The organism is Collinsella sp. CLA-ER-H6 (genome assembly GCF_040092305.1).
GTDB lineage: Bacteria > Actinomycetota > Coriobacteriia > Coriobacteriales > Coriobacteriaceae > Collinsella.
Genome location: NZ_JBBNLS010000008.1, coordinates 14363 through 35035, shown reverse-complemented (window position 1 = coordinate 35035; position 20673 = coordinate 14363). Strand labels below are relative to the sequence as shown.

The 20673-nt window shown below is 60.3% G+C and carries 17 protein-coding genes, 1 tRNA gene and 1 other RNA gene; 6 read left to right on the top strand and 13 right to left on the bottom strand.

Going from position 1 to position 20673, the window contains the following annotated elements:
* Window positions 1-224 precede the first annotated feature (224 nt).
* Window positions 225-320, bottom strand: an RNA gene (gene ffs, locus AAAX77_RS04890) — signal recognition particle sRNA small type.
* A gap of 455 nt (window positions 321-775) precedes the next feature.
* The gene (tadA, locus tag AAAX77_RS04885) at window positions 776-2557 is read right to left on the bottom strand and encodes a tRNA adenosine(34) deaminase TadA (protein ID WP_349105051.1); all 1782 of its coding nucleotides are present in this window, start codon (window positions 2555-2557) and stop codon (window positions 776-778) included.
* 51 nt (window positions 2558-2608) lie between these two features.
* Here tadA and AAAX77_RS04880 point away from each other — a divergent pair.
* Window positions 2609-2698 (top strand) — tRNA-Ser (locus tag AAAX77_RS04880).
* Window positions 2699-2700: 2 nt separating this feature from the next.
* Here the strand turns inward: AAAX77_RS04880 and AAAX77_RS04875 are convergent.
* A complete protein-coding gene (locus AAAX77_RS04875) occupies window positions 2701-3285 on the bottom strand; it encodes a TetR/AcrR family transcriptional regulator (protein ID WP_349105050.1) in 585 nt (194 codons plus the stop codon).
* A 212-nt stretch (window positions 3286-3497) separates the two neighbouring features.
* Between AAAX77_RS04875 and AAAX77_RS04870 the strand changes: the two genes are divergently transcribed.
* On the top strand, window positions 3498-4049 hold the full coding sequence (locus tag AAAX77_RS04870) for a LemA family protein (protein WP_349105049.1): 552 nt from the start codon (window positions 3498-3500) through the stop codon (window positions 4047-4049).
* A gap of 560 nt (window positions 4050-4609) precedes the next feature.
* On the opposite strand, the gene AAAX77_RS04865 is transcribed toward AAAX77_RS04870, so the two are convergent.
* Together AAAX77_RS04865 and AAAX77_RS04860 are read right to left on the bottom strand one after the other, a co-directional pair.
* A complete protein-coding gene (locus AAAX77_RS04865; RefSeq protein WP_349105048.1) occupies window positions 4610-5662 on the bottom strand; it encodes a branched-chain amino acid aminotransferase in 1053 nt (350 codons plus the stop codon).
* A gap of 289 nt (window positions 5663-5951) precedes the next feature.
* Entirely contained in the window at window positions 5952-6599 is a 648-nt protein-coding gene (locus AAAX77_RS04860; RefSeq protein ID WP_346978742.1) for a VTT domain-containing protein, read from the bottom strand.
* A gap of 223 nt (window positions 6600-6822) precedes the next feature.
* Here AAAX77_RS04860 and cysE point away from each other — a divergent pair, with 223 nt between their 5' ends.
* The gene (gene cysE, locus AAAX77_RS04855) at window positions 6823-7527 is read left to right on the top strand and encodes a serine O-acetyltransferase (protein WP_035138740.1); all 705 of its coding nucleotides are present in this window, start codon (window positions 6823-6825) and stop codon (window positions 7525-7527) included.
* A 110-nt stretch (window positions 7528-7637) separates the two neighbouring features.
* Here cysE and AAAX77_RS04850 read toward each other — a convergent pair whose 3' ends face one another.
* From AAAX77_RS04850 to AAAX77_RS04835, 4 genes are all read right to left on the bottom strand, one after another.
* Window positions 7638-9644 (bottom strand): ABC transporter ATP-binding protein, encoded by a 2007-nt coding sequence (locus tag AAAX77_RS04850; RefSeq protein ID WP_349105047.1) that lies wholly within the window; start codon window positions 9642-9644, stop codon window positions 7638-7640.
* A gap of 1 nt (window position 9645) precedes the next feature.
* A complete protein-coding gene (locus AAAX77_RS04845) occupies window positions 9646-11334 on the bottom strand; it encodes an ABC transporter ATP-binding protein (RefSeq protein ID WP_349105046.1) in 1689 nt (562 codons plus the stop codon).
* 35 nt (window positions 11335-11369) lie between these two features.
* Window positions 11370-11870: a MarR family winged helix-turn-helix transcriptional regulator gene (locus AAAX77_RS04840; protein ID WP_349105045.1), complete on the bottom strand. Its 501-nt coding sequence runs from the start codon at window positions 11868-11870 to the stop codon at window positions 11370-11372.
* A 181-nt stretch (window positions 11871-12051) separates the two neighbouring features.
* Window positions 12052-12342: a hypothetical protein gene (locus tag AAAX77_RS04835; RefSeq protein ID WP_006235631.1), complete on the bottom strand. Its 291-nt coding sequence runs from the start codon at window positions 12340-12342 to the stop codon at window positions 12052-12054.
* Window positions 12343-12636: 294 nt separating this feature from the next.
* Between AAAX77_RS04835 and AAAX77_RS04830 the strand changes: the two genes are divergently transcribed.
* Window positions 12637-13158: a nitroreductase family protein gene (locus AAAX77_RS04830; RefSeq protein WP_349105044.1), complete on the top strand. Its 522-nt coding sequence runs from the start codon at window positions 12637-12639 to the stop codon at window positions 13156-13158.
* Between the two features lie 55 nt (window positions 13159-13213).
* Here the strand turns inward: AAAX77_RS04830 and AAAX77_RS04825 are convergent, their stop codons facing one another.
* The 3 genes from AAAX77_RS04825 to AAAX77_RS04815 all read right to left on the bottom strand — a co-directional run bounded on the left by AAAX77_RS04825 (window position 13214) and on the right by AAAX77_RS04815 (window position 16392).
* Entirely contained in the window at window positions 13214-13789 is a 576-nt protein-coding gene (locus tag AAAX77_RS04825) for a hypothetical protein (RefSeq protein WP_349105043.1), read from the bottom strand.
* An 84-nt stretch (window positions 13790-13873) separates the two neighbouring features.
* Complete coding sequence (locus AAAX77_RS04820; RefSeq protein ID WP_349105042.1) at window positions 13874-15091, bottom strand: helix-turn-helix domain-containing protein; 1218 nt, start codon at window positions 15089-15091, stop codon at window positions 13874-13876.
* A 266-nt stretch (window positions 15092-15357) separates the two neighbouring features.
* Complete coding sequence (locus AAAX77_RS04815; protein WP_349105041.1) at window positions 15358-16392, bottom strand: YeiH family protein; 1035 nt, start codon at window positions 16390-16392, stop codon at window positions 15358-15360.
* Window positions 16393-16585: 193 nt separating this feature from the next.
* Between AAAX77_RS04815 and AAAX77_RS04810 the strand changes: the two genes are divergently transcribed.
* Entirely contained in the window at window positions 16586-17287 is a 702-nt protein-coding gene (locus tag AAAX77_RS04810) for a GntR family transcriptional regulator (protein WP_050766156.1), read from the top strand.
* Between the two features lie 111 nt (window positions 17288-17398).
* Here AAAX77_RS04810 and glmS read toward each other — a convergent pair whose 3' ends face one another.
* A complete protein-coding gene (gene glmS / locus AAAX77_RS04805; protein ID WP_349105040.1) occupies window positions 17399-19246 on the bottom strand; it encodes a glutamine--fructose-6-phosphate transaminase (isomerizing) in 1848 nt (615 codons plus the stop codon).
* Between the two features lie 312 nt (window positions 19247-19558).
* On the opposite strand from glmS, the gene AAAX77_RS04800 reads away from it, so the two are divergent.
* Window positions 19559-20671: a LacI family DNA-binding transcriptional regulator gene (locus AAAX77_RS04800; RefSeq protein WP_349090564.1), complete on the top strand. Its 1113-nt coding sequence runs from the start codon at window positions 19559-19561 to the stop codon at window positions 20669-20671.
* Window positions 20672-20673 lie beyond the last annotated feature (2 nt).

Below are 20673 nucleotides of genomic sequence, written 5' to 3'. Positions count from 1 at the left end.
ACCAGCGAGACACCAAACACTTCGCCGCCTCCTGGACCGCGTAGCCATCGATGTTTTGGCAAAGCCAGCGAGCGCCACCCAGAGCGAACAAGTTGGCATGAAAAAGGCAAGGCATAGACCTTCTGGTCATGCCTTGCCTTTTGAATGACAAATTGTCGCTCTGGGTGGCGCGCAGCGTCGAGCATTGCGCGGTTTGGTAAAACCGCGCAAAAAGAAAGCCCGTGCGCTCGATGGATTCGGATGCCCGACAGAGGCTCCTTATGGCTGCTTCCTTCCGGACCTGACCAGATTCGGAACATGTCGTCATCCGAACCCATCGAACGCGCTAGGCGCTCGGTATATCTTACCTGCTCCCGCCCGCCAGAGCAAGGTAGCTAATTTGGGACGGAGCTTTTTTGACTACTTTTGCAGCCCGATTGCCAGAGCAGCCAATGAGTAGTCAAAATAGTCCCATCCCAAAATGACCGGCTTGGTGCCGCACCACAGAAAGGGCCCATCTACTACGTTTAGGCCACAGGGGTCAACCATAGCCGACTTTTTCGAAAATCGGCAAGCTTTCTACCTGCGGTTTTGTTTTTGCAAATTCCGGAATGGTCGAGGGTGGCCGGTTTAACGTAGTAGATGGCCACGTTTCGTGGCAGGCGGTCCGACCCAAGGCACAAGGCAGCCAACCTCGAATGGACATTCTCGAAGTTGCGGTGGAATACGGACTGAATTGGCACCTTAAAGGCAATAACACTCCGTATTTCACCGCAACTTATCGAGGGGATGGGTTTTAGAGGCGAGCGAGGTCGTAGGCTTGGGCGGCTGACTCACCGGCGAAGATGAGGTTGGTTGTGGCTTCTTGAGGATTGAGCGCCTGGTCGAGAGGCATGGGCTTGCGGCAGATCGGCAGTACCAAGTCGATACCTTGCTCATATACCGCGTTCAGGTTGTCAGCACGGCCGCCCACGACGGCGACCACCGGCTTGCCATATCGCCTGGCGCGGCGAGCCACACCCACCGGCGCCTTACCGGCGGCGGACTGCTCGTCCATATTGCCCTCGCCTGTTATGACCAGGTCGACATCGCGCACGCGCTCGTCAAACCCCACGAGATCGAGCACCGTCTCTACACCCGAGCGCAGCTCCGCACCGAGCGCCAGCAACGCGGCGCCCAAGCCACCGGCAGCGCCCGCGCCGGGCACGCCGAGCACCGAGCCAAATGTCCGTGCGCCCTCGGGTGTGCGCAACAACCCCTGGGCTCGCGCCTCGAAAATTGCCGCATCGAGCAGGCGACCGTAGCCGACCATCCAGCCGTCGTATCTGCGCAGCGCCTCGACATCATCCGCCGGCAGGCCCTTCTGCCCGCCAAACACCGCCAGTGCGCCTCGACGCCCCACGAGCGGATTCTCGACATCGGAAAGCACAACGATGCGAGCGCCATCCAAAGCCTGCAGCGCTGGCGCCAAATCAACGCTCGCCACGTGTTCAAGGCCCGCAAGACCGGGGGCGACATCACAGCCCTGATCATCGACCACACGCGCGCCCAGCGCCTGCAGCATACCGGCGCCACCATCGTTGGTGGCGCTGCCGCCCAAGCCAATATAGAGTGTCTTTGCGCCCATGCGAACCGCGCGAAGCATGAGCTCGCCCACGCCATAGGTTGTGGCCGCCAACGCCGCCGACTCCGTACAAGGCGAATACCCAATGCCGGCCGCCTCGGCCATCTCAATTACAGCCGACTCGCACTCGACATCAACCAGCATCCGGGCAGACGCGCGCTTGCCCAAGGGACCTGCCACCTCGCAGGTCACAATCTCACCGCCGCACGCGGCAACGGCATCGAGCGTTCCCTCGCCACCATCTGCCAGCGGCAATGTACACACCTCGGCATCGGACCACACACGGCGCATGCCCTCGGCAACCGCCGCCTCCGCCTGCGCACTCGACACGCTGCCCTTAAAGGAATCAATCGCCAGCAGCACACGGCGGGGCCGACGGCATGCGGCACCAAAGTCAACCGCCGCGCCAGCATCCTCACTGGCACCTGTAAGCGCTGCGGCGTGAGCGGCGTGTGCTTCAAGATCAGCCCCACAACCGCAATCAGCGCCGCCCGCTCCGCGCAGACCGCCAAAATAGCCACTCAGCAGCTCGCGGCATTCATCCGCCAGGACCCCAGCCGTCACGTTAAACCGATGATTCAGGCGCGAGTCGGCATTCAAATCGTATAGGGATCCCAACGCGCCCGCCTTGGCGTCGCTCGCGCCATACACGCAGCGCCCCACGCGCGCGTTAACCATAAGCCCCGCACACATGCAGCATGGCTCGAGCGTCACGTAGACCGTGCAATCGGAAAGGCGCCAACGACCGAGCGACCGAGCGGCAGCGCACAGGGCCGCGAACTCTGCATGAGCCGAAGGATCCTGATCGAGCTCGCGCCGATTGTGCGCCCGCGCGACGATCTCGCCGTCGCGCACCACTACGGCTCCGATGGGCACCTCGCCCACCGCCGCGGCGGCTCGCGCCTCCGCCAACGCCTCGCGCATGAACTTCTCGTCGATTTCGGTGATCGTCATCGTTCGCCTTCCCTGTTGCAAATTCAAAACGATGCTATCATTACGACTCACGGAGAGATGGCAGAGCGGTTGAATGCGGCGGTCTTGAAAACCGTTGAGCGCGAGAGCGTTCCGGGGGTTCGAATCCCCCTCTCTCCGCCACTTTAGTGATTCACCGGTGTCATGGTCCGCTCAAACAGTGCATCGACCACGTCGGCTATCTCGGGTCGACGCTCAAGATCGTGGCCCGATTCCCACCATATCGTGAAAAGTCGAATAATACCGCCGGCGACAAACTCAGACGTCGTCTCAAGTGACACAGGGGCCAGGGCATCCTCGGCAAGCACGTTCATCACACGCTCGCGGATGGAGCGGGCAATGCGGTCGCAAATAACGTTGGTCAACATGCCCGACATGCTGCTTGCCAAAATGTTATCCATGAGCCGCTCGTGCGTCAGAATCAAATCCATGGCATCGTCCAAAATCGCGTGCCGAAGCGCGCGCACGTCCTCGGCAGATACCGCGCCGGCCTCATCGGGCTGTTTTTGCGGCAAGCCCGACATGAGCTCATCGATATAAAAGGCAAAGTAATCGTTCTTGTCGCGAAAGTGCTTGTAGAACGTCGTGCGGCGAATCATGGCGCGGTCGCACAGCATGGCAACCGTCACGTCCTCAAACCGATGCTCTTCGAGCAGCTCAGTAAAGGCCTCGAACAGGGCCCGATAGGTTTTCTTGATGCGAAGGTCCATATATATCGCCCTCCTCAAGGAGAAGACAACGCTCACTAATCTGTCGCATATCTTACACCTGTATCGCCCGCCCCCTGGCGAATGGCCTTACCTTGGCGGAAACATAACGCTTACCGGAAAGTTCGGTATCGCCAAAGGTTGCGGGTATACTAGTAGCGTTACACCAACGGCAGCCGGCGGAAGACGCCGCGGCCATTCGAAACGGAGACACCATGATTCCCGTCATCATCGGTATCGTTGTTGTCGTTGTGATTGCCTGCGCCATCGCCGGCATCTACAACAACATGGTCACCAAGCGCAATCGCATCGATAACGCCTGGCAGAACATCGACACGCAGCTGCAGCGCCGCAACGACCTGATCCCTAACCTGGTCGAGACCGTCAAGGGCTACGCCAAACACGAGCAGGACACGCTTGCCGCCGTGGTCAACGCGCGCAACGCCGCCGTAAGCGCCACCACGCCCGAAGCCAAGATGGAAGCCGACAACGTGCTGACCGGCGCCCTGCGCCAGCTCTTTGCCGTGGCCGAGGCCTACCCCGACCTTAAGGCGAACACCAACTTTACGCAGCTCCAGTCCACGCTCGAGGACACCGAGAACAAGGTGAGCTACGCGCGCCAGAGCTACAACGATTGCGTGCTCAGCTACAACAACGCCATCCAGACCTTCCCGGCCGTCATCTTTGCCGGCATCTTCCAGTTTAAGGAGCGCCAGGGCTTCGAGGCCGCCGAAGCCGCCCGCCAGGCACCGACCGTCAAGTTCTAACAGATCCGCAGCGTATCCTTAATCGGGTATATGCATAAACCGCCCCGTCAAATGCATACTTCGACGGGGCGGTTTCCTTTGTCACGAAGGTCCCCCTCAAGGCGCCGTGCATTTTTGGGAGTATTCAGCATAACCAGGAGCTTCGGACGCCACGATAAATGCCAAAGACCGCGAATATCCCCGCAAATCAAACGCTGTCAGCCCATAACCCCGCCCATCATTCATAGAAAACATCGAGAAATCCCGATTTTTTCGCCCGAGGTCAGTATGCAGGGGCCTTCGATTGCAGAATACTCGCAAAAATGCACGTCGCCATCACCCCCACATGGCGCGAACCAAAACAAAAGCGCGGCCAATAGGCCGCGCACCATCTTTATTCAGATCTATATTGCCCGTAACGGCAGCGCCGAGGTAACGCAGGCCCGAGGGCGACCTTCCTTTCCGGCGCACTCCGCAGGACGAAAGAACCCCCGCCGCACGTAGTGCGCAGCGGGGGTTCTTTCATGTCCGAGGACGCGCCGGAAAGGAAGGTCGCCCTCGGACCGGACATACAAGACAGCTTACGCGACGGTGTAAACCCAGTTGTGCTTATCCTCAACAGCACCAGACTGGATGCCCGTCAGGGTCTCGCGAAGCTTCTTCATCACAGGACCGATCTCGGTGTAGCCAGCCGGGAAGGTCACGGTCTCATCGGCACCGTAGACCTTGTTGTCGATCTCGCCGACCGGGGAGATAACGGCAGCGGTACCGCACAGGCCGCACTCCACAAAGGTGCCGGCCTTGACCTCGGCCCACTCGACGGGACGCTGGTCGACGGTCATGCCCAGGTCCTGAGCAACCTGAACGAGCGAACGGCGGGTGATGGAGGGCAGGATGGAGTCGGTGTGCGACTGCGGGACGACAAGCGTGCCGTCCTCCTTCACGAACAGGACGTTGGCGCCACCGGTCTCCTCGACATAGGTGCGGGACTCGGAGTCGAGATACAGGTTCTCGGCATAGCCCTCGCGGTGAGCCTCCATCGTGGGCTTAAGGGACATGGCGTAGTTGAGGCCGGCCTTGATGTTGCCGGTGCCGTGCGGTGCGGCGCGGTCGTACTCGGAAACGCGCAGCTTGACGGGCTTGAGGCCACCCTTAAAGTACGGACCGACCGGGGTCACGAGAATGCGGAACGTGTACTCAGGAGCGGGAGCCACGCCGATTACGTCACCGGAGCCGATCATAAACGGACGCACATACAGGGTTGCGCCAGAGCCGAAGGGCGGAACCCATGCGGCGTTGGCAGAAACGACCTGCTTGACGGCCTCGACAAACTTGTCCTTGGGGAACGGGGGCATCTCGAGGCGCTGGGCAGAGTTGTACATGCGCTCGGCGTTCATGTCGGGACGGAAGCAGACGATGCTGCCGTCCTCGGCGGTGTAGGCCTTCAGGCCCTCAAAGACCTCCTGGCAGTAGTGGAAGATGCCGCCACACTCGGAGACATGCAGGGTGTGGTCGGTGGACAGGCCGCCCTCGTCCCACTCGCCGTCCTTCCAATGGGCCTCGTAGCTGTAATCGGTCTTCATGTAGCCAAAGCCGAGGCTACCCCAATCGATATCCTTCTTCTCGACAGTCATATGTCGCTCCTTACATACACGGTTGCATACTCGCGAACCCGCACGCAAGGACCGAAGCCGGCCGCGTCGCAACGTCGCACGCCCGGAGCGTAGGGCCGGGCAGGACACGCGGGCAGCATCAAAGCCGATGGCGCGTCGATTCGCATGCAGGTGATTGTACTCCCCGCACGCCTTGGATAAAACGTTTTTCTTTAACTAAGTAAAGTATTTTCACTTGCCTTCAACACAAAAGGCCCGCCATCAAATCCGATGACGGGCCCTGGAATTAACGTCCGAAAACAAGCTCGGACTAGGCGTTCTTTTTACCGAGCTTAGCCTTAACCAGACCGACCACGGTCGGAATAATCGACACGGCGACGATGCCGATAATCAGCAGCTCAAAGTGCTCCTGCACAAAGGGGATGCCGCCAAAGAAGTAGCCCAGCAGCGTAAAGACCGTCGACCAGGTAATACCACCCAGCACGTTAAAGATGACAAAGTTGCGCCAGTGCATGCCGCCCATACCGGCGATAAAAGGCACAAAGGTGCGGATGAACGGGAAGAAGCGGCCGAGGAAGATGGCCAGATGGCCCCACTTATCCAGGAAATCCTCGGACTTTTTGATACGCTCGGGCGTCATGGCCTTTACCTTGCCCGAGGCGATGATCTTGCGGCCAAAGAAGTGGCCGATCATAAAGTTGCACTGATCGCCCAAAATGGCAGCGGCCCATGCGGTGGCCAGAAGCGCCACGATGTTAAAGCCGCCGTTGTGGGCAAAGAAACCCGAGGCGAACAGCAGCGAATCACCGGGAAGGAACGGGAAGAACACCACGCCCGTCTCGATAAAGATGATCAGGAACACGCAGCCGTAGGCCATAAGCGGGCCGGCGGCGATCCAGCTGGCGATCGCGGTGCGCGGGTCCTTAAGCAGCTCGGCAATAAAATTGATGAAACCCATGAAGTAAAACCTCTCAGTTGTGGGCGCGGATACGTCCAAGTTGACCAGTATACGGTTGCGGCGTCCCCTCGTGCGCAACCCCACAAAAGCATGACTCCATTACCAGCAAGTTTGCATAACTGACACTTGTAGCGCAAAGCCGCCAAGATTGTCCTTTTTAATCCCTAGCGAATCGCTATACTTTATTGAATCGCATTGCCATGGCGCTAAGGGAGGGCGGCCGGTGAGCTTTATCAATACCATTCGCGAGGACATCAAGACCGTCCAGGCGCAGGACCCCGCCGCGCAAAACGGTCTGGTCATCTTCCTTTCCTATCCTGGCCTGCACGCCAAGTGGAACCACGTGCCCGAGCACTGGCTGTGGGAGCACGGTCATCGCTCGCTCGCCCGCGTGCTCTCGCAAATCACCCGCCACATCACCGGCGTCGAGATTCACCCTGCCGCGCAGATTGGCAAGCACTTCTTTATCGACCACGCCATGGGCGTCGTCATCGGCGAGACCACCATTGTGGGCGACAACTGTGTGCTCTACCAGGGCGTCACGCTCGGCGGCACCGGCAACGAGACCGGCAAACGCCACCCCACCCTGGGCAACAACGTCACCGTGGGCACGGGTGCCAAGGTGCTCGGCAACATCCGCATCGGCAACAACGTCAAGATCGGCGGCAACTCGGTCGTCGTTAAGGACGTCCCCGACAACTGCACCGTCGTGGGCGTGCCGGGACGCATCATCAAGCGCAACGGTTGCCGTGTGTTCGAGGAGAGTTTCGACGCCAAGCAGCATCGCGAGTACATGCCCGATGACGCCGCCGAGCAGTCCGCCCTCAACCGCCAGGGCATCACCGAGAATGCCCGCCGCGTCAAGGAACTCGAGCGAGAGGTGGCCGAGCTCAAGGCCCTCGTCGCCAAGCTCGTGGACGAACGCTAGGAACGCAAGCGGCACAAAACGACATCGGCATCAACGCAAAGGCGCGCCAGGGAATTCATCCCCGGCGCGCCTTTTTTTGATGTGACATGCGGGACTGTCCCTTTGTCACATTATGCGAACTGACTCAGATAGAGGTCGGCGTAAGCGCCCTCGGCTGCGAGCAGCTCCTTATGCGTGCCCTGCTCGATAATGTTGCCGTGGTCCATGACCAAGATCAGGTCGGCGTCCACGATCGTCGACAGGCGATGCGCGATCACAAAGCTCGTGCGCCCGCGCATAAGCGCGTCCATGGCGCGGCCGATAGCAAGCTCGGTGCGCGTGTCCACGCTTGAGGTCGCCTCGTCCAGGATGAGAATCGCCGGGTTGTTGAGCAGCACGCGCGCAATGGTCAGCAACTGGCGCTGGCCCTGGCTGATGCTTTCGGCATCGTTGGCCACGCGCGTGTCGTAGCCCTGCGGCATGGTGCGCACAAAGAAGTCAACCTGGGCGGCGCGCGCAGCCGCAACAATCTCCTCGCGCGTTGCCTCGGGGCAGCCGTAGGCGATGTTCTCGGCAATCGTGCCGTCGAACAGCCAGGCGTCTTGCAGCACCATGCCAAACTGCTGACGTAGCTCGCCGCGATCCATGCGGCTCGTATCCACGCCGTCGAGCGTAATACGCCCGCCGTCAATCTCGTAGAAGCGCATGAGCAGGTTGATGAGCGTCGTCTTGCCTGCGCCCGTGGTTCCCACCACGGCAATCTTCTGGCCCGGCTCGGCGGTAAACGACACGTCGCGCATAAGCGGCTTGTCGGGCGAATAACCAAAGCGCACGTGCTCAAAGGAGACGCGACCCTCAACGCGACCCGGCAGCTTGGCGGCCTCGTCCGGCAGCGGATCGGCCTCCATCTCGGGCTCATCGAGCAGGTCGAACACGCGCTCCGCACTCGCCAGCGCGCTCTGCAGCGAGTTAAAGGTAAACGACAGCTGCGTCATGGGTTCGGACGCCTCGTAAATAAACTGGAAGAACGCCTGGAACACGCCGACGGTCATGTGACCGGCAACCAGCATGCTGCAGCCCACAAGCGCAATAACGATCTGCGCCAAACGGCCGATAAAGCGCACCGCGGGGCCGACGGCATTGATCATAAAGTCGGCCTTGGTGCTCACGCGCGCCAGCTCGCCCGAGGCCTGGTGCACCTCGGCAGAGCTCTGGTGCTCGCGGTTGAATGCGCGAATCACCAAACGGCCCGAATAGCCTTCCTCGACCGCGCTCGTAATCTTGGACACCCACTCCTGGCGCTCGCCCGTCACATCGTGCGTGCGGCGCGAAACGACCTTCGTCACCAGCAGCGACAGCGTCATAAAGAACAAAAAGACGAGCGTGAGCGGCACGCTAAACACGAACATCACGATCACAGCGCCCACCACGGTACCGATCGACACCAGAAGCTGCAGCAAGCCGCGCTGCATGCTCTCGGACATCTTGTCCAAGTCGTTGGTCGCACGGCTGACGACCTCACCGGGACGATGCGCGTCAAAGAAGGCAAGCGGCAGACGGTTGAGCTTTTGCGCGATGCGGTTGCGCAGGCGCAGATTGAGACGCTCAGCGACGCTCGACATCAAAAAGCTCTGGAGCGCGTAGAACGAGGCAGCGGCCGTCCAAATCATAAAGTAGATGAAGATGGTCCTGCCGCAGTTCTCCCAGGTGATGTTGAAGGTGGTATCGTTGGCAAACGCCACCTGAATGTGGCCCCACAGCTCATCGATCACGCGGGCGCTATATGCCGGCGCGGCGGTGTTAAAGATGGCATAGAACACAATGCTCGCGAACACGATATAGAAGCGCCAATGGTCGCCGGCAGCCTCGCTCCACAGGCGGCGCACCGTCGCCCAGGTGTCGCGGGGTTTCTCGTCCTCGTCCTCGTCGTCCACATCGCGCATGCGCTCTGCCTCAGCGCGGGCGCGCTCGTCCTCGGCGCGCTCGTTTTCCTCGTAGAGCGCTTGGCGGCGAGCCTCGCGCTCGGCTGCAGCCTTGGCGGCGTCATCCAGCTCGGGTGCCACGGCAGCCGTTTCCTCGACCAGTACCGCGGCAGCGGCGTCATCAACGCCGCCCTGCTTCTTGAGCTCCTCGGTCATGCTACTCACCTCCCTTCATCTGCGATTCCGCGATGGCGCGGTACACCTCGCAGGTTTCCATAAGCTCGCCATGCGTGCCCAGACCCACAACCTCGCCATCCTTGAGCACGACGATCTGGTCGGCGTGCAAGATCGTCGAGATGCGCTGCGCGATGATGAGCACCGCAGCGTCACGCGTCTCGTCTTGCAACGCATGGCGCAGGGCGGCATCAGTCTTAAAGTCCAGGGCCGAAAAACTATCGTCGAAGATATATAAATCGGCATGCTTCATGAGCGCGCGAGCAATGGCCAGGCGCTGGCGCTGGCCACCCGAGAAGTTCGTACCGCCCTGCGCCACCGGGGTATCGAGCCCCTGCGGCTGATCGAGCACAAAGGTGCTCTGGGCAACCTGGAGCGCATGAAGCATGTCCGCCTCGGTCGCGTCTTCGTTGCCAAAGCGAAGGTTGCTTGCCACGGTGCCCGAGAACAGCCACGCCTTCTGCGGCACATAGGCGATGTGCCCGCGAATCTCACCTTGCGAAATCTCGCGCAGATCGACACCGTCCAGGCGAATGGCGCCCTTGGTGGCATCGTGGAAGCGCAGCAAGAGCTTGGCCACCGTCGACTTGCCCGAACCCGTCGAGCCGACGATTGCGGTCGTCTGACCGCGACGGCAGGCAAAGCTCAGGTCGCACAGGGTGTCCTCGTCGGCATCGTCAAAGCGAAACGACATATGATCGAACACGGCAACAGCATCCGCATCGTCCTCGGAGGCAGGCGCCCCGTCACCCAGCGTACGCTCGCCGTCCACGATGCTCGGCTCAATCTCCAGCACTTGCTGTGCACGGCTTAGGCATGCCGCGGCGCGTGGCAGCGTTAGCACCACCATCTGCGCCATCATCACAAAGAACAGAATCAGGATTGCGTACTCGAGCACCGCGGAGATGCTCGCAATCTGCATCGCATGGACGCCCACGCGGTTGCCGCCCACCCACAGCACCGCCACCTCGGCGATGTTCATCAAAAAGAAGCTGGAGCTGTCAAGACCCACAAACAGGTGGTTAACCTTGATGGCATTGGCCGCGTATTCGCTAAACACCTCGTCCAGACGCCGTTCCTCGTGGCGCTCCTTGTTAAACGCACGGATGACGCGCACGCCCACAATATTCTCGCGCAGCACCACGTTCATGCGGTCGATAAAGCCCTGTAGGCGCATAAAAATCGGCGCCGCGTTGGCAACCGTAAAGACCGCCGCCACCAGCACAATCGCAACGACCACGCCCAGCAGCGTTCCCATGGCGGGATCGATAAACCAGGCGAAGATGATGCCCGCCACAGCCAAAAACGGCACGGGCAGCACCAGCTGAATCGTCTGCAGAATCGCCTGCTGAATCACGTTGATGTCGTTGAGCGAGCGCGTGATCATCGATCCGGTGCCAAAGCGCTCAAAATCGCTGGCCGCGAGCTCGAGCGATTTGTCGTACACGGCATTGCGGATATCGCAAGCCACGTTGGCGGCCAGGCGCGCCGAAAGATAGCAGCCCAGCACCGTGCCGCCGCTAGCCATGCTGGTCGCGATAAACATGTATAGGCCGTTGCGTAAAATGTAGTCGACATCGCCCGTGGTAATACCGGTGTTGACCATGTTCGCCAGCATCGTGGGAACCAACAGCGTACCGACGTTATCCACCAGCAGCACCAGCAGTGTCACTGCGACAAGCCCTCGATATGGCTTTAGAAACCTCATTAACAGTCGCACGACTCCCCCTCACGTCGATCTTGCATCTGGCTTGCGGCTGCCACCTGCTGTTTAAATGTCTCGCACTCGTCGCCGAGCACCTGAGAGAATTTGCCGATCAAGCGCATAATCTCGCGCTGCTCACATGGCTCAAGCGCGCCAAAGGCTCGCTGCTCGGCCTTGAGTGCCGGCAGCGCATAACGCTCGGCAAATCGCCTGCCCTCTTCGGTCAGGCTCACAACCTTGTTCTTACGGCTGCCTTCGGCAAACTCCAACGTTGCGAAGCCCCGCGCCGTCAAGGTTTTAATTGCCGAATTGATGGTCTGCTTGCTGTAGAACCATTCGCTTGTCAGACGGCTTACGGCAATACTGCCGCCCGCCGTGCTGGTATCGACGAGCATCCAGTAAGCGCAGTCCGAAAGGCCGCAGGCACGCGAGAACTCCGAATAGATATGGTCGAGTCCATTGAGCAACCGGTCGAAGTCGACCAGTTTAACCGCACCATTCATCTATCCCACCATTCGATTGTCCGATTTTTGACCAATTTTATGTCTCTAGATTAGTCCGAGTTTTGACTATCGTCAACAGCCTCTCCGCAAATGCGTGCACTTTTATGGCCTATCGGCAGAAAAAGACCGCCGGCGCGGGGGCGGCGCCAGCGGTCACGTGAAAATCGGGTTTTATTGCCTGTTAAGCGGCGACGGCCTCATAGACCGTAGCGCCCGAGAAGCTGTCATGCAGGCTCTTGCCGGCAATCCACGGCAGCTCGACGACCTCGCAGACCGTGTTGACCAACTCAGAACAGTCAGTAAAGTGGCCCTTGTCGTTGAGGGCCTCGCAATCCTGAACACGCCAATAGCCATCGGTGTGCGTGATGTAGTACTCGTGATCGTTGATCGACACGAAAGCGCGCGTCTTGGAACGCAGCAGCTTCAGAAATCCTTCGAAATCGGTCTCGACGACATCTCCAGCCTGGAACATGATGTTACCTCCTGGCCCGGCGCCACCACGGCGCATTGATAAACGTTGGTACTCCTTTAGTAAAACCTTTATCGAAGGTTATGCGTTCGTCATTTAGGCAAGTGGTAAAAAACCGCAGGGTAGACGGGATAAAACGTTTAACCATCCCATTTGTTTGTCACATTCTGAAGGTACTTTTATGCAAACCTACTTTCCCAATTGGAATCTATCCTTTTGGCCGGGCAATTGACCGTCTATCGTTTGAGGCCGACGGGTATGAACGGGGCATCTGCAACGCCACCGCAAGGAGACACCATGGAGACTATCGAAGCATTCATTCACCGTCGCAGCTGCCGCAACTACAGCGATCGTCCCGTCGAGGCCGAAAAGCTTGCACGTATTATCGAAGCCGGCCAATATGCACCGAGCGGCATGGGCCGCCAGCCGGTGACGTTTGTCGCCGTCACCGACCCCGCGACCGTCGAGCGTCTCTCACAGCTCAACGCCCAGGTCATGGGCAGCAACGGCGACCCCTTCTATGGCGCCAAGACCGTTGTGGTGGTGCTGGTTGACCGCAGCGTGCCCACACATCTGGAAGACGGCTCGCTCGCCATGGGCAACCTGCTCAACGCTGCCTATGCGCTGGGCGTTGATTCGTGCTGGATTCATCGCGCGCATGAGGTCTTTGACTCGCCCGAGGGCCTGGAGCTCCTGGCCAGTTGGGGTTTGCCCGCCGACGGCAGCCTGCGCGGTGTCGGTCACTGCATTCTGGGCTATGCCGAGGACACGCTACCCGAGGCAAAGCCGCGCCGCGACAACGTGGTATACGTCAAGTAGCGCAGGAGTGTCCCAAACTGCCGGCAGAAAAGGAACGTCCCCTTCTGCCGGCAAGCTATGTTGATATTTGAGTTGTCGTCGTTTCGTTCGTCTGGGCCGTTTCGGCGTCGTCGCCTTGCTTGTCTTCGTCCTTTTGCGCATCGGCGATGGTGGAGGCCGCCGCGACGATACCGCGCTGGGGCGCAACGCCCGTCTGGGTCTGTGCGCCCTCGACAACTTCTGTGCCTGCATGCGCGAGCTCGGGCGATTTAAACATTGCGTCCAAGTTGGCGCCACCGCCGGCGTAGCCAAGCGCAGCGAGCGCGATGACGATCACTGCAACGGCGGCCACGATCGGCACGTAGCGATGCCAGCCGGCGGGATTGAGCCCGCTGCGGCGAGCCGCCCCGCGGCTGATGTAACCGAGCGTTCCATCGTGCTTGAGCTTTGAGCCCACCACGCGTTTCCGGCCCCATAGCGAGGACTCTGCCTGCATGGCCAAGCGGGCGCTTGCCGAAGGATAGCCGTATTTAGTGCGCTTGAACGAGCCGTCAAACCCCGAGGCGTGTTTACCCCACGTCATCGATGTTGTGCGTCGGTTGACCGGCGCGGCACTCCGCCTTCTGCGGCTCGGTTTTGAAGTCTCAGCCATATGCCCTCGCACGCCGTAACCGAATCGAAACAATAACGCTTTGGACTGTAGCACACGCGTCGCGCGCGGTCACGGGCGCCTCGCTCAACGGTCATCGTCCTTCAGCAAGCGCCACAGCGTTGTACGGCTTATGCCCAGCACCTCCGCCGCACGGGTTCGGTTGCCGTGGAGATGATCTACAACCAGATGCGCGATATCTCGCTCGGTATCGGCCAGCGGTCGCAGGATATACAGGTCACTTTCGAGCGTCGGGGCGCCAAAGGTTGCGGTCTTAATCACGTCCTCTTGGGCGAGCACTTCCTCCGCCGCAGCGCGGTCCACCGTGCCCGTCCCCACCAATATATACAGTCGTTCCGAGACCTCGCGGAGCTGCAGATAATTGCGCGGCCAGCGGTAAGCATCGAGCGTCTTCGTCGCCGCGGCAGACAGCGCGGGCGCTGCCGTCCCAAATGCATCAGCGAGATATTCCAAATAGCGCGCAACCTTCGTCGACGCGGCTCCCTGCTCGGCGATTGCCGGCGCCACGCTCACCGCACAGGCGAAGCGCTCGGTCACAAAGGCGGCTTGATCACTTTCGCTGCCGCCCGGCATGTCATTCGCCGTCAGCACCACATGGCAGCGCGTCGCCAACGCGGTGTCGGTCATCGTGGAGACCAGCTCGCGGAGGCGCTGGGGGCCAACCGCGTTCCAGCCCTCAATGCAAAGGGTCAGCCCCGTTTGGAACAACGGCGATTCGGAGCTTTTGAGCACATGGCGCCAACCGCGATCGGTGAGTTCATCGAGCGCGACGGAAACAAAGGGCTGATCGGCAAAAGGACCGTCCAGATAGAGGCGTTTGGCGATCTCGACCTGGCCCGCTCCCAGCTCGCCCTCGAGCATAAGGGGCACACCGCGCGCGTAGCTCTCGACGACCGGCGCAGCCACCGAGGCCGCCCCCTCAACGATGCCGTACGCGCTCGATTCGTAGCGGGCCTCAACCTCGTCGGCGTTGAGCCACTCGATGCCCGCATGCGCCGCAGCGCCGCGCACCTCGCGGACCACGACGACCCAAAGGCCCCCGCCCTCTTTGTCGGTGGGGCGAACGGTCAGGCTCAGGCGCGCACCCTCACGCCCCATAACCAGACGCGCACCGCCTCCTATACGGTCGAGGCGCTCAGCTACAAAAGCCGCCACATCCCGCTCAAGCGCCGCGTCATTCATGGTCGAGATCGCGACGTCCCCACGCGCATCGATTGCCAATGCCGAGGCCCCGGCAGCAGCTAGGGCATCGGTCAAGATGTTCAGCTTGGCATCGCTATCCATGATTTGCCCCTGTCCGCGGCGACGTGCAACCGCCGACGGTCGCACGACCGAGTGTTTCAAAATTGAACGATATTGCTCACCAAACACTATAGGGCAGAAAGCGCCGTCCTGCGAGTATAGGTGTTGCCCCGCATCGCCATCCTGGCGGGGCGATAAGAGCTCTTCGGGACCTATAAACCTGCGGACAAGCCATACCCGCAAGAGCTCCTATCGCTCCACCGTAAGGATGCGCTCACCAGCACGCAGCACGCAAATAAGCTACTTCTCTACCAGATTCCCAGCACGTGCTGCATTCCCAAACTCATGCACGCAATGCCAATCCAGCAGCAAAAGCCCAGCGCGATGGGCTTGCCGCCCTTTTTGACCAGCTCGACGATATCGGTATTAAAGCCAATAGCCGCCATGGCCATCACAATAAAGAACTTCGACAGCTCCTTGATGGGCGCCGTGATGGATGCAGGAAGCTGAAGCACCGTGGTGATCACGCTCGCCAGCACAAAGAACAGCACAAACATGGGAAACGCACGTTTAAGCGAGAACGTGCTTTTGGCGTCACCGCCGGCCTTGCGAGTCAGATGCATCTGCCAGCATGCGAGGACCAACGTGATGGGAATAATGGCCAGCGTCCTGGTGAGCTTGACCACCGTGGCGCTCTCGAGCACATTGGCGCCGGGATGCATGCTGTCCCAGGCGCTCGCCGCAGCCGTTACGGACGAGGTATCGTTGATGGCGGTGCCGGCAAACAGGCCAAAGCCCTCGTTGGTCAGCCCGAGCATGCCGCCGAGCGTCGGAAACACGAGCGCCGCGATAACGTTAAACAGGAAGATGACCGAAATAGCCTGGGCAATCTCGCGATCGTCGGCATCGATGACGGGTGCGGTCGCAGCGATGGCAGAACCACCGCAAATCGACGAACCCACACCCACAAGCGTCGCGATCTTGCCCGGCACGTTCATGCCGCGGCAGAGCACAAAGGCGATGACAAGCGAGGTCGAGATTGTCGCCACGATAATCGGCAGCGACTGGGCGCCCTTGGACAGAATCTGGGAGAGGTTCATGCCAAAGCCAAGCAGGATAACCGCGTACTGCAAGACTTTTTTGGACGTATAGGTAACGCCGGCGGCGAGCTGTTCGCGACGATTCTTGGGAAAGACGAGCGCCAGGACCATACCAAAGAGGATGGCAAATACCGGACCGCCGACCACCTCAATTTGTTTGCCGAGCAACGTCGCGGGAATGGCGATGATTAGGCAGAACAAGACGCCTTTCCAGCGCTCGCGTACGATATTTGCCAGTTGCATATGGGATTCCTTCTTTCTATTTCACGTTTGCGACGGCTTATGATACGGCAACATTGAGCGCAGCCTTGCGCAAACACAGACTAAGATGCCGCAATAGTTCTCAGGCAACAGCCGAATTACCCACCGCGGAGAGCTGATTCGCGGCATAATTAACAACTGACATATGAGTTTGATAGAACAGTTGCGAGGCGCTATGGAAGAATCGATGCACGTCGGCGAGCAGGAAACGAGCCTACAGGACCAGTCCTACCACACCATTCGACGCAAAATCGTCTACCTGGACTACAAGCCGGGCGAAAAGCTGGGCGTCAAGCAACTTTGCGATGACCTGGATATGGGTCGCACGCCCGTGCGCGAGGCTTTGGTTCGCTTGGCGCAGGAAGGCCTGGTGCGCACCGTGCCCCAGAGTGGCACCTACGTCTCACCCATCAACCTCACCCTTGCCGAGAGTGCCTGTTACATCCGCGAGCATCTGGAAAAGCAGGTGATCGTGGAGTGCTGCGCGCGCGCCACATCGGCTGGCATCGAGCAGCTCGACCGCGCCATCGTGCTGCAGGAAAAGGCCATGGCCGAAGAGGATCGCATCGGCTTCTTTTTGAGCGACAACCTCATGCATCACATGATTTTTAGCATCGCATGTCGCAGCACCGTGTGGTCGTGGCTCGAAGAGACCAATGCCGACCTTGAGCGCTTCCGCTGGCTGCGCGCTGCCACGCAGGTTCTCGACAATCAGGACATCGTGAACGAGCACAAGCAGATTCGCCGCGCTATCGCCGGTCGCGACCCCATCGAAGCGAGCTTTTTGGTCAGCAAGCACCTGCACATGATGTTCCGCAACCAAACCGAGGTTCTGGACCAGTTCCCCGAGTACTTCGAGACCAGCAAGCTCCGCTAACCTGCCAAAAAGGGACAGGTTTATTTTGGCAGGTTTTATCTGGGCAAATGCAACAAGGCCCGGCTCCGCTGCAACGGAGCCGGGCCTTGGTCGCTAGGACGGCGGAACCAACTATTCCACGGTCACGCTCTTAGCGAGGTTTCGGGGCTGATCGACATCGCAGCCGCGCAGGATGGCGACCTCGCGGGCGAGCAGCTGCAGCGGGACGCTCGCCGTGATGGGGCTGAACACGTCGCGGACTGCTGGCACGCGGATGATGCAGTCGGCGATCTTGTTGATCTCCTCGTCGCCCTCGGTGGCAACGACGATGACCTTGGCGCCGCGCGCCTTGCACTCCATGAGGTTCGACACGGTCTTGTCGTAGGTGGCACTCTTGGTGGCCACAGCGATGACGGGGAAGCCCGGGTCAATCAGGGCGATGGGGCCGTGCTTCATCTCGCCGGCGGCATATGCCTCGGCGTGCAGGTAGCTGACCTCTTTGAGCTTGAGCGCGCCCTCGTAGGAAATAGCGGCACCCATGCCACGGCCCACGAATAGCGCCGACTGCGCATCCTTGCACAGCAGGGCGGCCTCATGAACGGCCTCGGTCTGGGTATCCAAAATCCACTGGATCTGCTCGGCCGTATCGGAAAGCTCGCGGAACAGCATGCGCGCCTGCTTGGTGGTCAAGCGGTACTTGACCTGCGCCAGCAGCAGGGCCAAAAGCGTAAGGCTCGCAACCTGGCCGATAAAGCTCTTGGTCGAGGCGACCGCAATCTCCTTGTTGGCCTTGGTGTAGATGACGCCGTCGCTCTCACGCGCCACGGGGCTGCCCACCACATTGGTGATGCCGAAGACCTTGGCACCCTTGATGCGCGCGTCGCGAATGGCGGCAAGGGTATCGGCCGTCTCGCCCGACTGGGACACGGCAACGACAAGCGTCGTCGGCGTAATGATGGGATTGCGATAACGGAACTCGCTGGCTGCCTCAACCTCGGTGGGGATGCGAGCCCAGCCCTCAATGAGATTCTTAGCAATGAGGCCAGCGTGATAGCTGGTTCCGCAAGCGATCACGTAGACGCGGTCGATGTCGTTGAGCTCCTCGAGCGAAAGGCCCAGCTCGTCGATGTCAAGCTCGCCGGCCGGCGTCATACGACCGACCAGCGTGTCGCGCACGACGCGCGGCTGCTCGTGGATTTCCTTGAGCATAAAGTCGGGATAACCGCCCTTTTCTGCCATGTCCAGGTCCCAGTCGATGTGGGTGACCTTGGGCTCGATAACGTTGCCGGCCTCGTCGGTGTACTCGACGCCTGCGGGCGTGAGCTTGGCAAACTGACCGTCCTCGAGCACCACGACATCGCGGGTGGCGTCGATGAGCGCGATGACATCAGAAGCAACATAGGAGCCGGTTTCACCCACACCGACTACGATCGGGGAATCCTTGCGGGCCACGGCGATCACGCCGGGCTCGTCAGCGCACACGGCGGCCAGACCATAGGCACCGACCACGTGGGTGCAAGCCTCGCGCACGGAGGCCATCAGGTCGTGCGTCTCGGCATAAGCCTCTTCGATCAGATGCGCGAAGACCTCGGTATCGGTCTCGCTCTTAAAGTGGTGGCCGCGGTCCTCTAGCTCTTCGCGCAGCTCGGCGAAGTTCTCGATGATGCCGTTGTGAACGATGGCGATACGACCGTCGCAGCTGGTGTGGGGGTGAGCGTTAACGACCGAAGGCTTGCCGTGGGTGGCCCAACGGGTGTGGCCGATACCGCAGATAGCGTCGCTGTCAATGTTGGAAAGCTCGCTCTCCAAGCCCGCGACCTTGCCCACGCGGCGGATGACGTCGAGGTGCGCCGCGGCGCCCTCGCCCACCTCGAGCGCGACGCCCGAGGAGTCATAGCCGCGATACTCCATACGCTTGAGGCCTGTGACCAGGATGTTCTTTGCAATATCAGAGCCGGTGTAGCCGACAATTCCGCACATAGGATAAATCCCTTCGTCCGCTTGACTGCAAAACGTCCACGCACAAGGGGCGCTGAGACGCATAACGTTCGAGTATTGTACTCACGCAAGCACAAGCTGATATACCAGAAGTGGTATCTCAACTTAGATACCACCCGATGCACACACGTCCAGCCGGTCCAAACCACCGCAAAGGTACCTACCCCCTTCGTGGTGGTCGCGTTGGCAACAGCGTTTCCCCAGATAAAACCTGCCAAAATAAACCTGTCCCTTTTTGGTAGGTTTGGGATGCTACAATCTGGCTTGTACTTGAAACGCATCAAAGGGGCCGCTATGGCAAAGGTAAAAATCAGCGACGTCGCGCGCGAGGCCGGGGTTTCGTTGGGCACGGTTTCCAACGCGCTCAACCACCCCGAAAAGCTGCGCCCCGAGACCCTCAAGCTCATCAACGAGACCATCAATCGCCTTGGCTACCTGCCCAACCAAAGCGCCCGTCAGCTCGCGGGCGGCGCCACCAAGTCCTTTGGCCTGGTGCTCCCCCGTCTCGATCACGGCTTTTCGCTCCAAATCGCCAGCGGCGCCCACAACGAGGCCCGCAAGCACGGCTACGACTTGCTCATCGCCAACGCCGATAACGACGATATTCTCGAGGACCATTACCTGCGCTACTTTATGGGCACGCAGATGTCCGGCGTCATGGTTCAGCCCATGGCGTCCCCCGACTGGCATCCGGCCATGACTAAAATGCCCGTGCCGATCGTCCATCTGGACATCCACTGTTCCGAGCCCGGCTACTACGTAGCGGCCGACAACGAGGCCCAAGGTCGCATCATTGCCGAGCTCGCCATCGCCCGCGGCGCACACCATATTGTCGTCGTCGGCCGAGCAGCATTTATGCAGCTCACCCTACGCGTGCTTGGCATTCACAAGGCCCTCGCCCTGCACCCCGATATCAAGATCGAAGTCATCGACGCTGGCGAATGGAATACCGCTGCCGACGGCTACGGCATCGGTGCCCAAATCGCCGAGCGCCCCGCGAACGAACGCCCCGATTTTGTCGTCGGCCTGACCGACGTGTTGGCCTCGGGCGTTATCTCGGCGCTGGTCGACAAGGGCATCTCTGTCCCCGGGCAAGTACGCGTAGCAGGCTGCGATGGCAACCCGCTCGCTTGGAGTGGATCGGTCCCGCTCACTACGGTAGCGCCCCCGGGCTACGAGATTGGCCGCAAGGGCGTTCAATTGCTCATGGAGCAAATCGAGAACAAGGCCCCGGCAAAGACCAAGCACGTCCACATCGGCTCTGCCGCGCGCACCGTCACCGCGGTCACGGCCATCGAGGACATCAACCGCCAAGAACTCGTGCGGCCGTTCCTGCTGGAACGCGCCAGCACCCAGGCAAGCAGCCAGACCGACGCCACGGCCATCAACCTCGGTGCGTATCTATAGCA

Bases quoted from the DNA above. Each gene is read 5' to 3' on its own strand.
- tadA (WP_349105051.1), bottom strand. From the start codon at position 2,557: ATGACGATCACCGAAATCGACGAGAAGTTCATGCGCGAGGCGTTGGCG.
- AAAX77_RS04875 (WP_349105050.1), bottom strand. From the start codon at position 3,285: ATGGACCTTCGCATCAAGAAAACCTATCGGGCCCTGTTCGAGGCCTTT.
- AAAX77_RS04870 (WP_349105049.1), top strand. From the start codon at position 3,498: ATGATTCCCGTCATCATCGGTATCGTTGTTGTCGTTGTGATTGCCTGC.
- AAAX77_RS04865 (WP_349105048.1), bottom strand. From the start codon at position 5,662: ATGACTGTCGAGAAGAAGGATATCGATTGGGGTAGCCTCGGCTTTGGC.
- AAAX77_RS04860 (WP_346978742.1), bottom strand. From the start codon at position 6,599: ATGGGTTTCATCAATTTTATTGCCGAGCTGCTTAAGGACCCGCGCACC.
- AAAX77_RS04850 (WP_349105047.1), bottom strand. From the start codon at position 9,644: ATGACCGAGGAGCTCAAGAAGCAGGGCGGCGTTGATGACGCCGCTGCC.
- AAAX77_RS04840 (WP_349105045.1), bottom strand. From the start codon at position 11,870: ATGAATGGTGCGGTTAAACTGGTCGACTTCGACCGGTTGCTCAATGGA.
- AAAX77_RS04835 (WP_006235631.1), bottom strand. From the start codon at position 12,342: ATGTTCCAGGCTGGAGATGTCGTCGAGACCGATTTCGAAGGATTTCTG.
- AAAX77_RS04830 (WP_349105044.1), top strand. From the start codon at position 12,637: ATGGAGACTATCGAAGCATTCATTCACCGTCGCAGCTGCCGCAACTAC.
- AAAX77_RS04825 (WP_349105043.1), bottom strand. From the start codon at position 13,789: ATGGCTGAGACTTCAAAACCGAGCCGCAGAAGGCGGAGTGCCGCGCCG.
- AAAX77_RS04820 (WP_349105042.1), bottom strand. From the start codon at position 15,091: ATGGATAGCGATGCCAAGCTGAACATCTTGACCGATGCCCTAGCTGCT.
- AAAX77_RS04815 (WP_349105041.1), bottom strand. From the start codon at position 16,392: ATGCAACTGGCAAATATCGTACGCGAGCGCTGGAAAGGCGTCTTGTTC.
- AAAX77_RS04810 (WP_050766156.1), top strand. From the start codon at position 16,586: ATGGAAGAATCGATGCACGTCGGCGAGCAGGAAACGAGCCTACAGGAC.
- glmS (WP_349105040.1), bottom strand. From the start codon at position 19,246: ATGTGCGGAATTGTCGGCTACACCGGCTCTGATATTGCAAAGAACATC.
- AAAX77_RS04800 (WP_349090564.1), top strand. From the start codon at position 19,559: ATGGCAAAGGTAAAAATCAGCGACGTCGCGCGCGAGGCCGGGGTTTCG.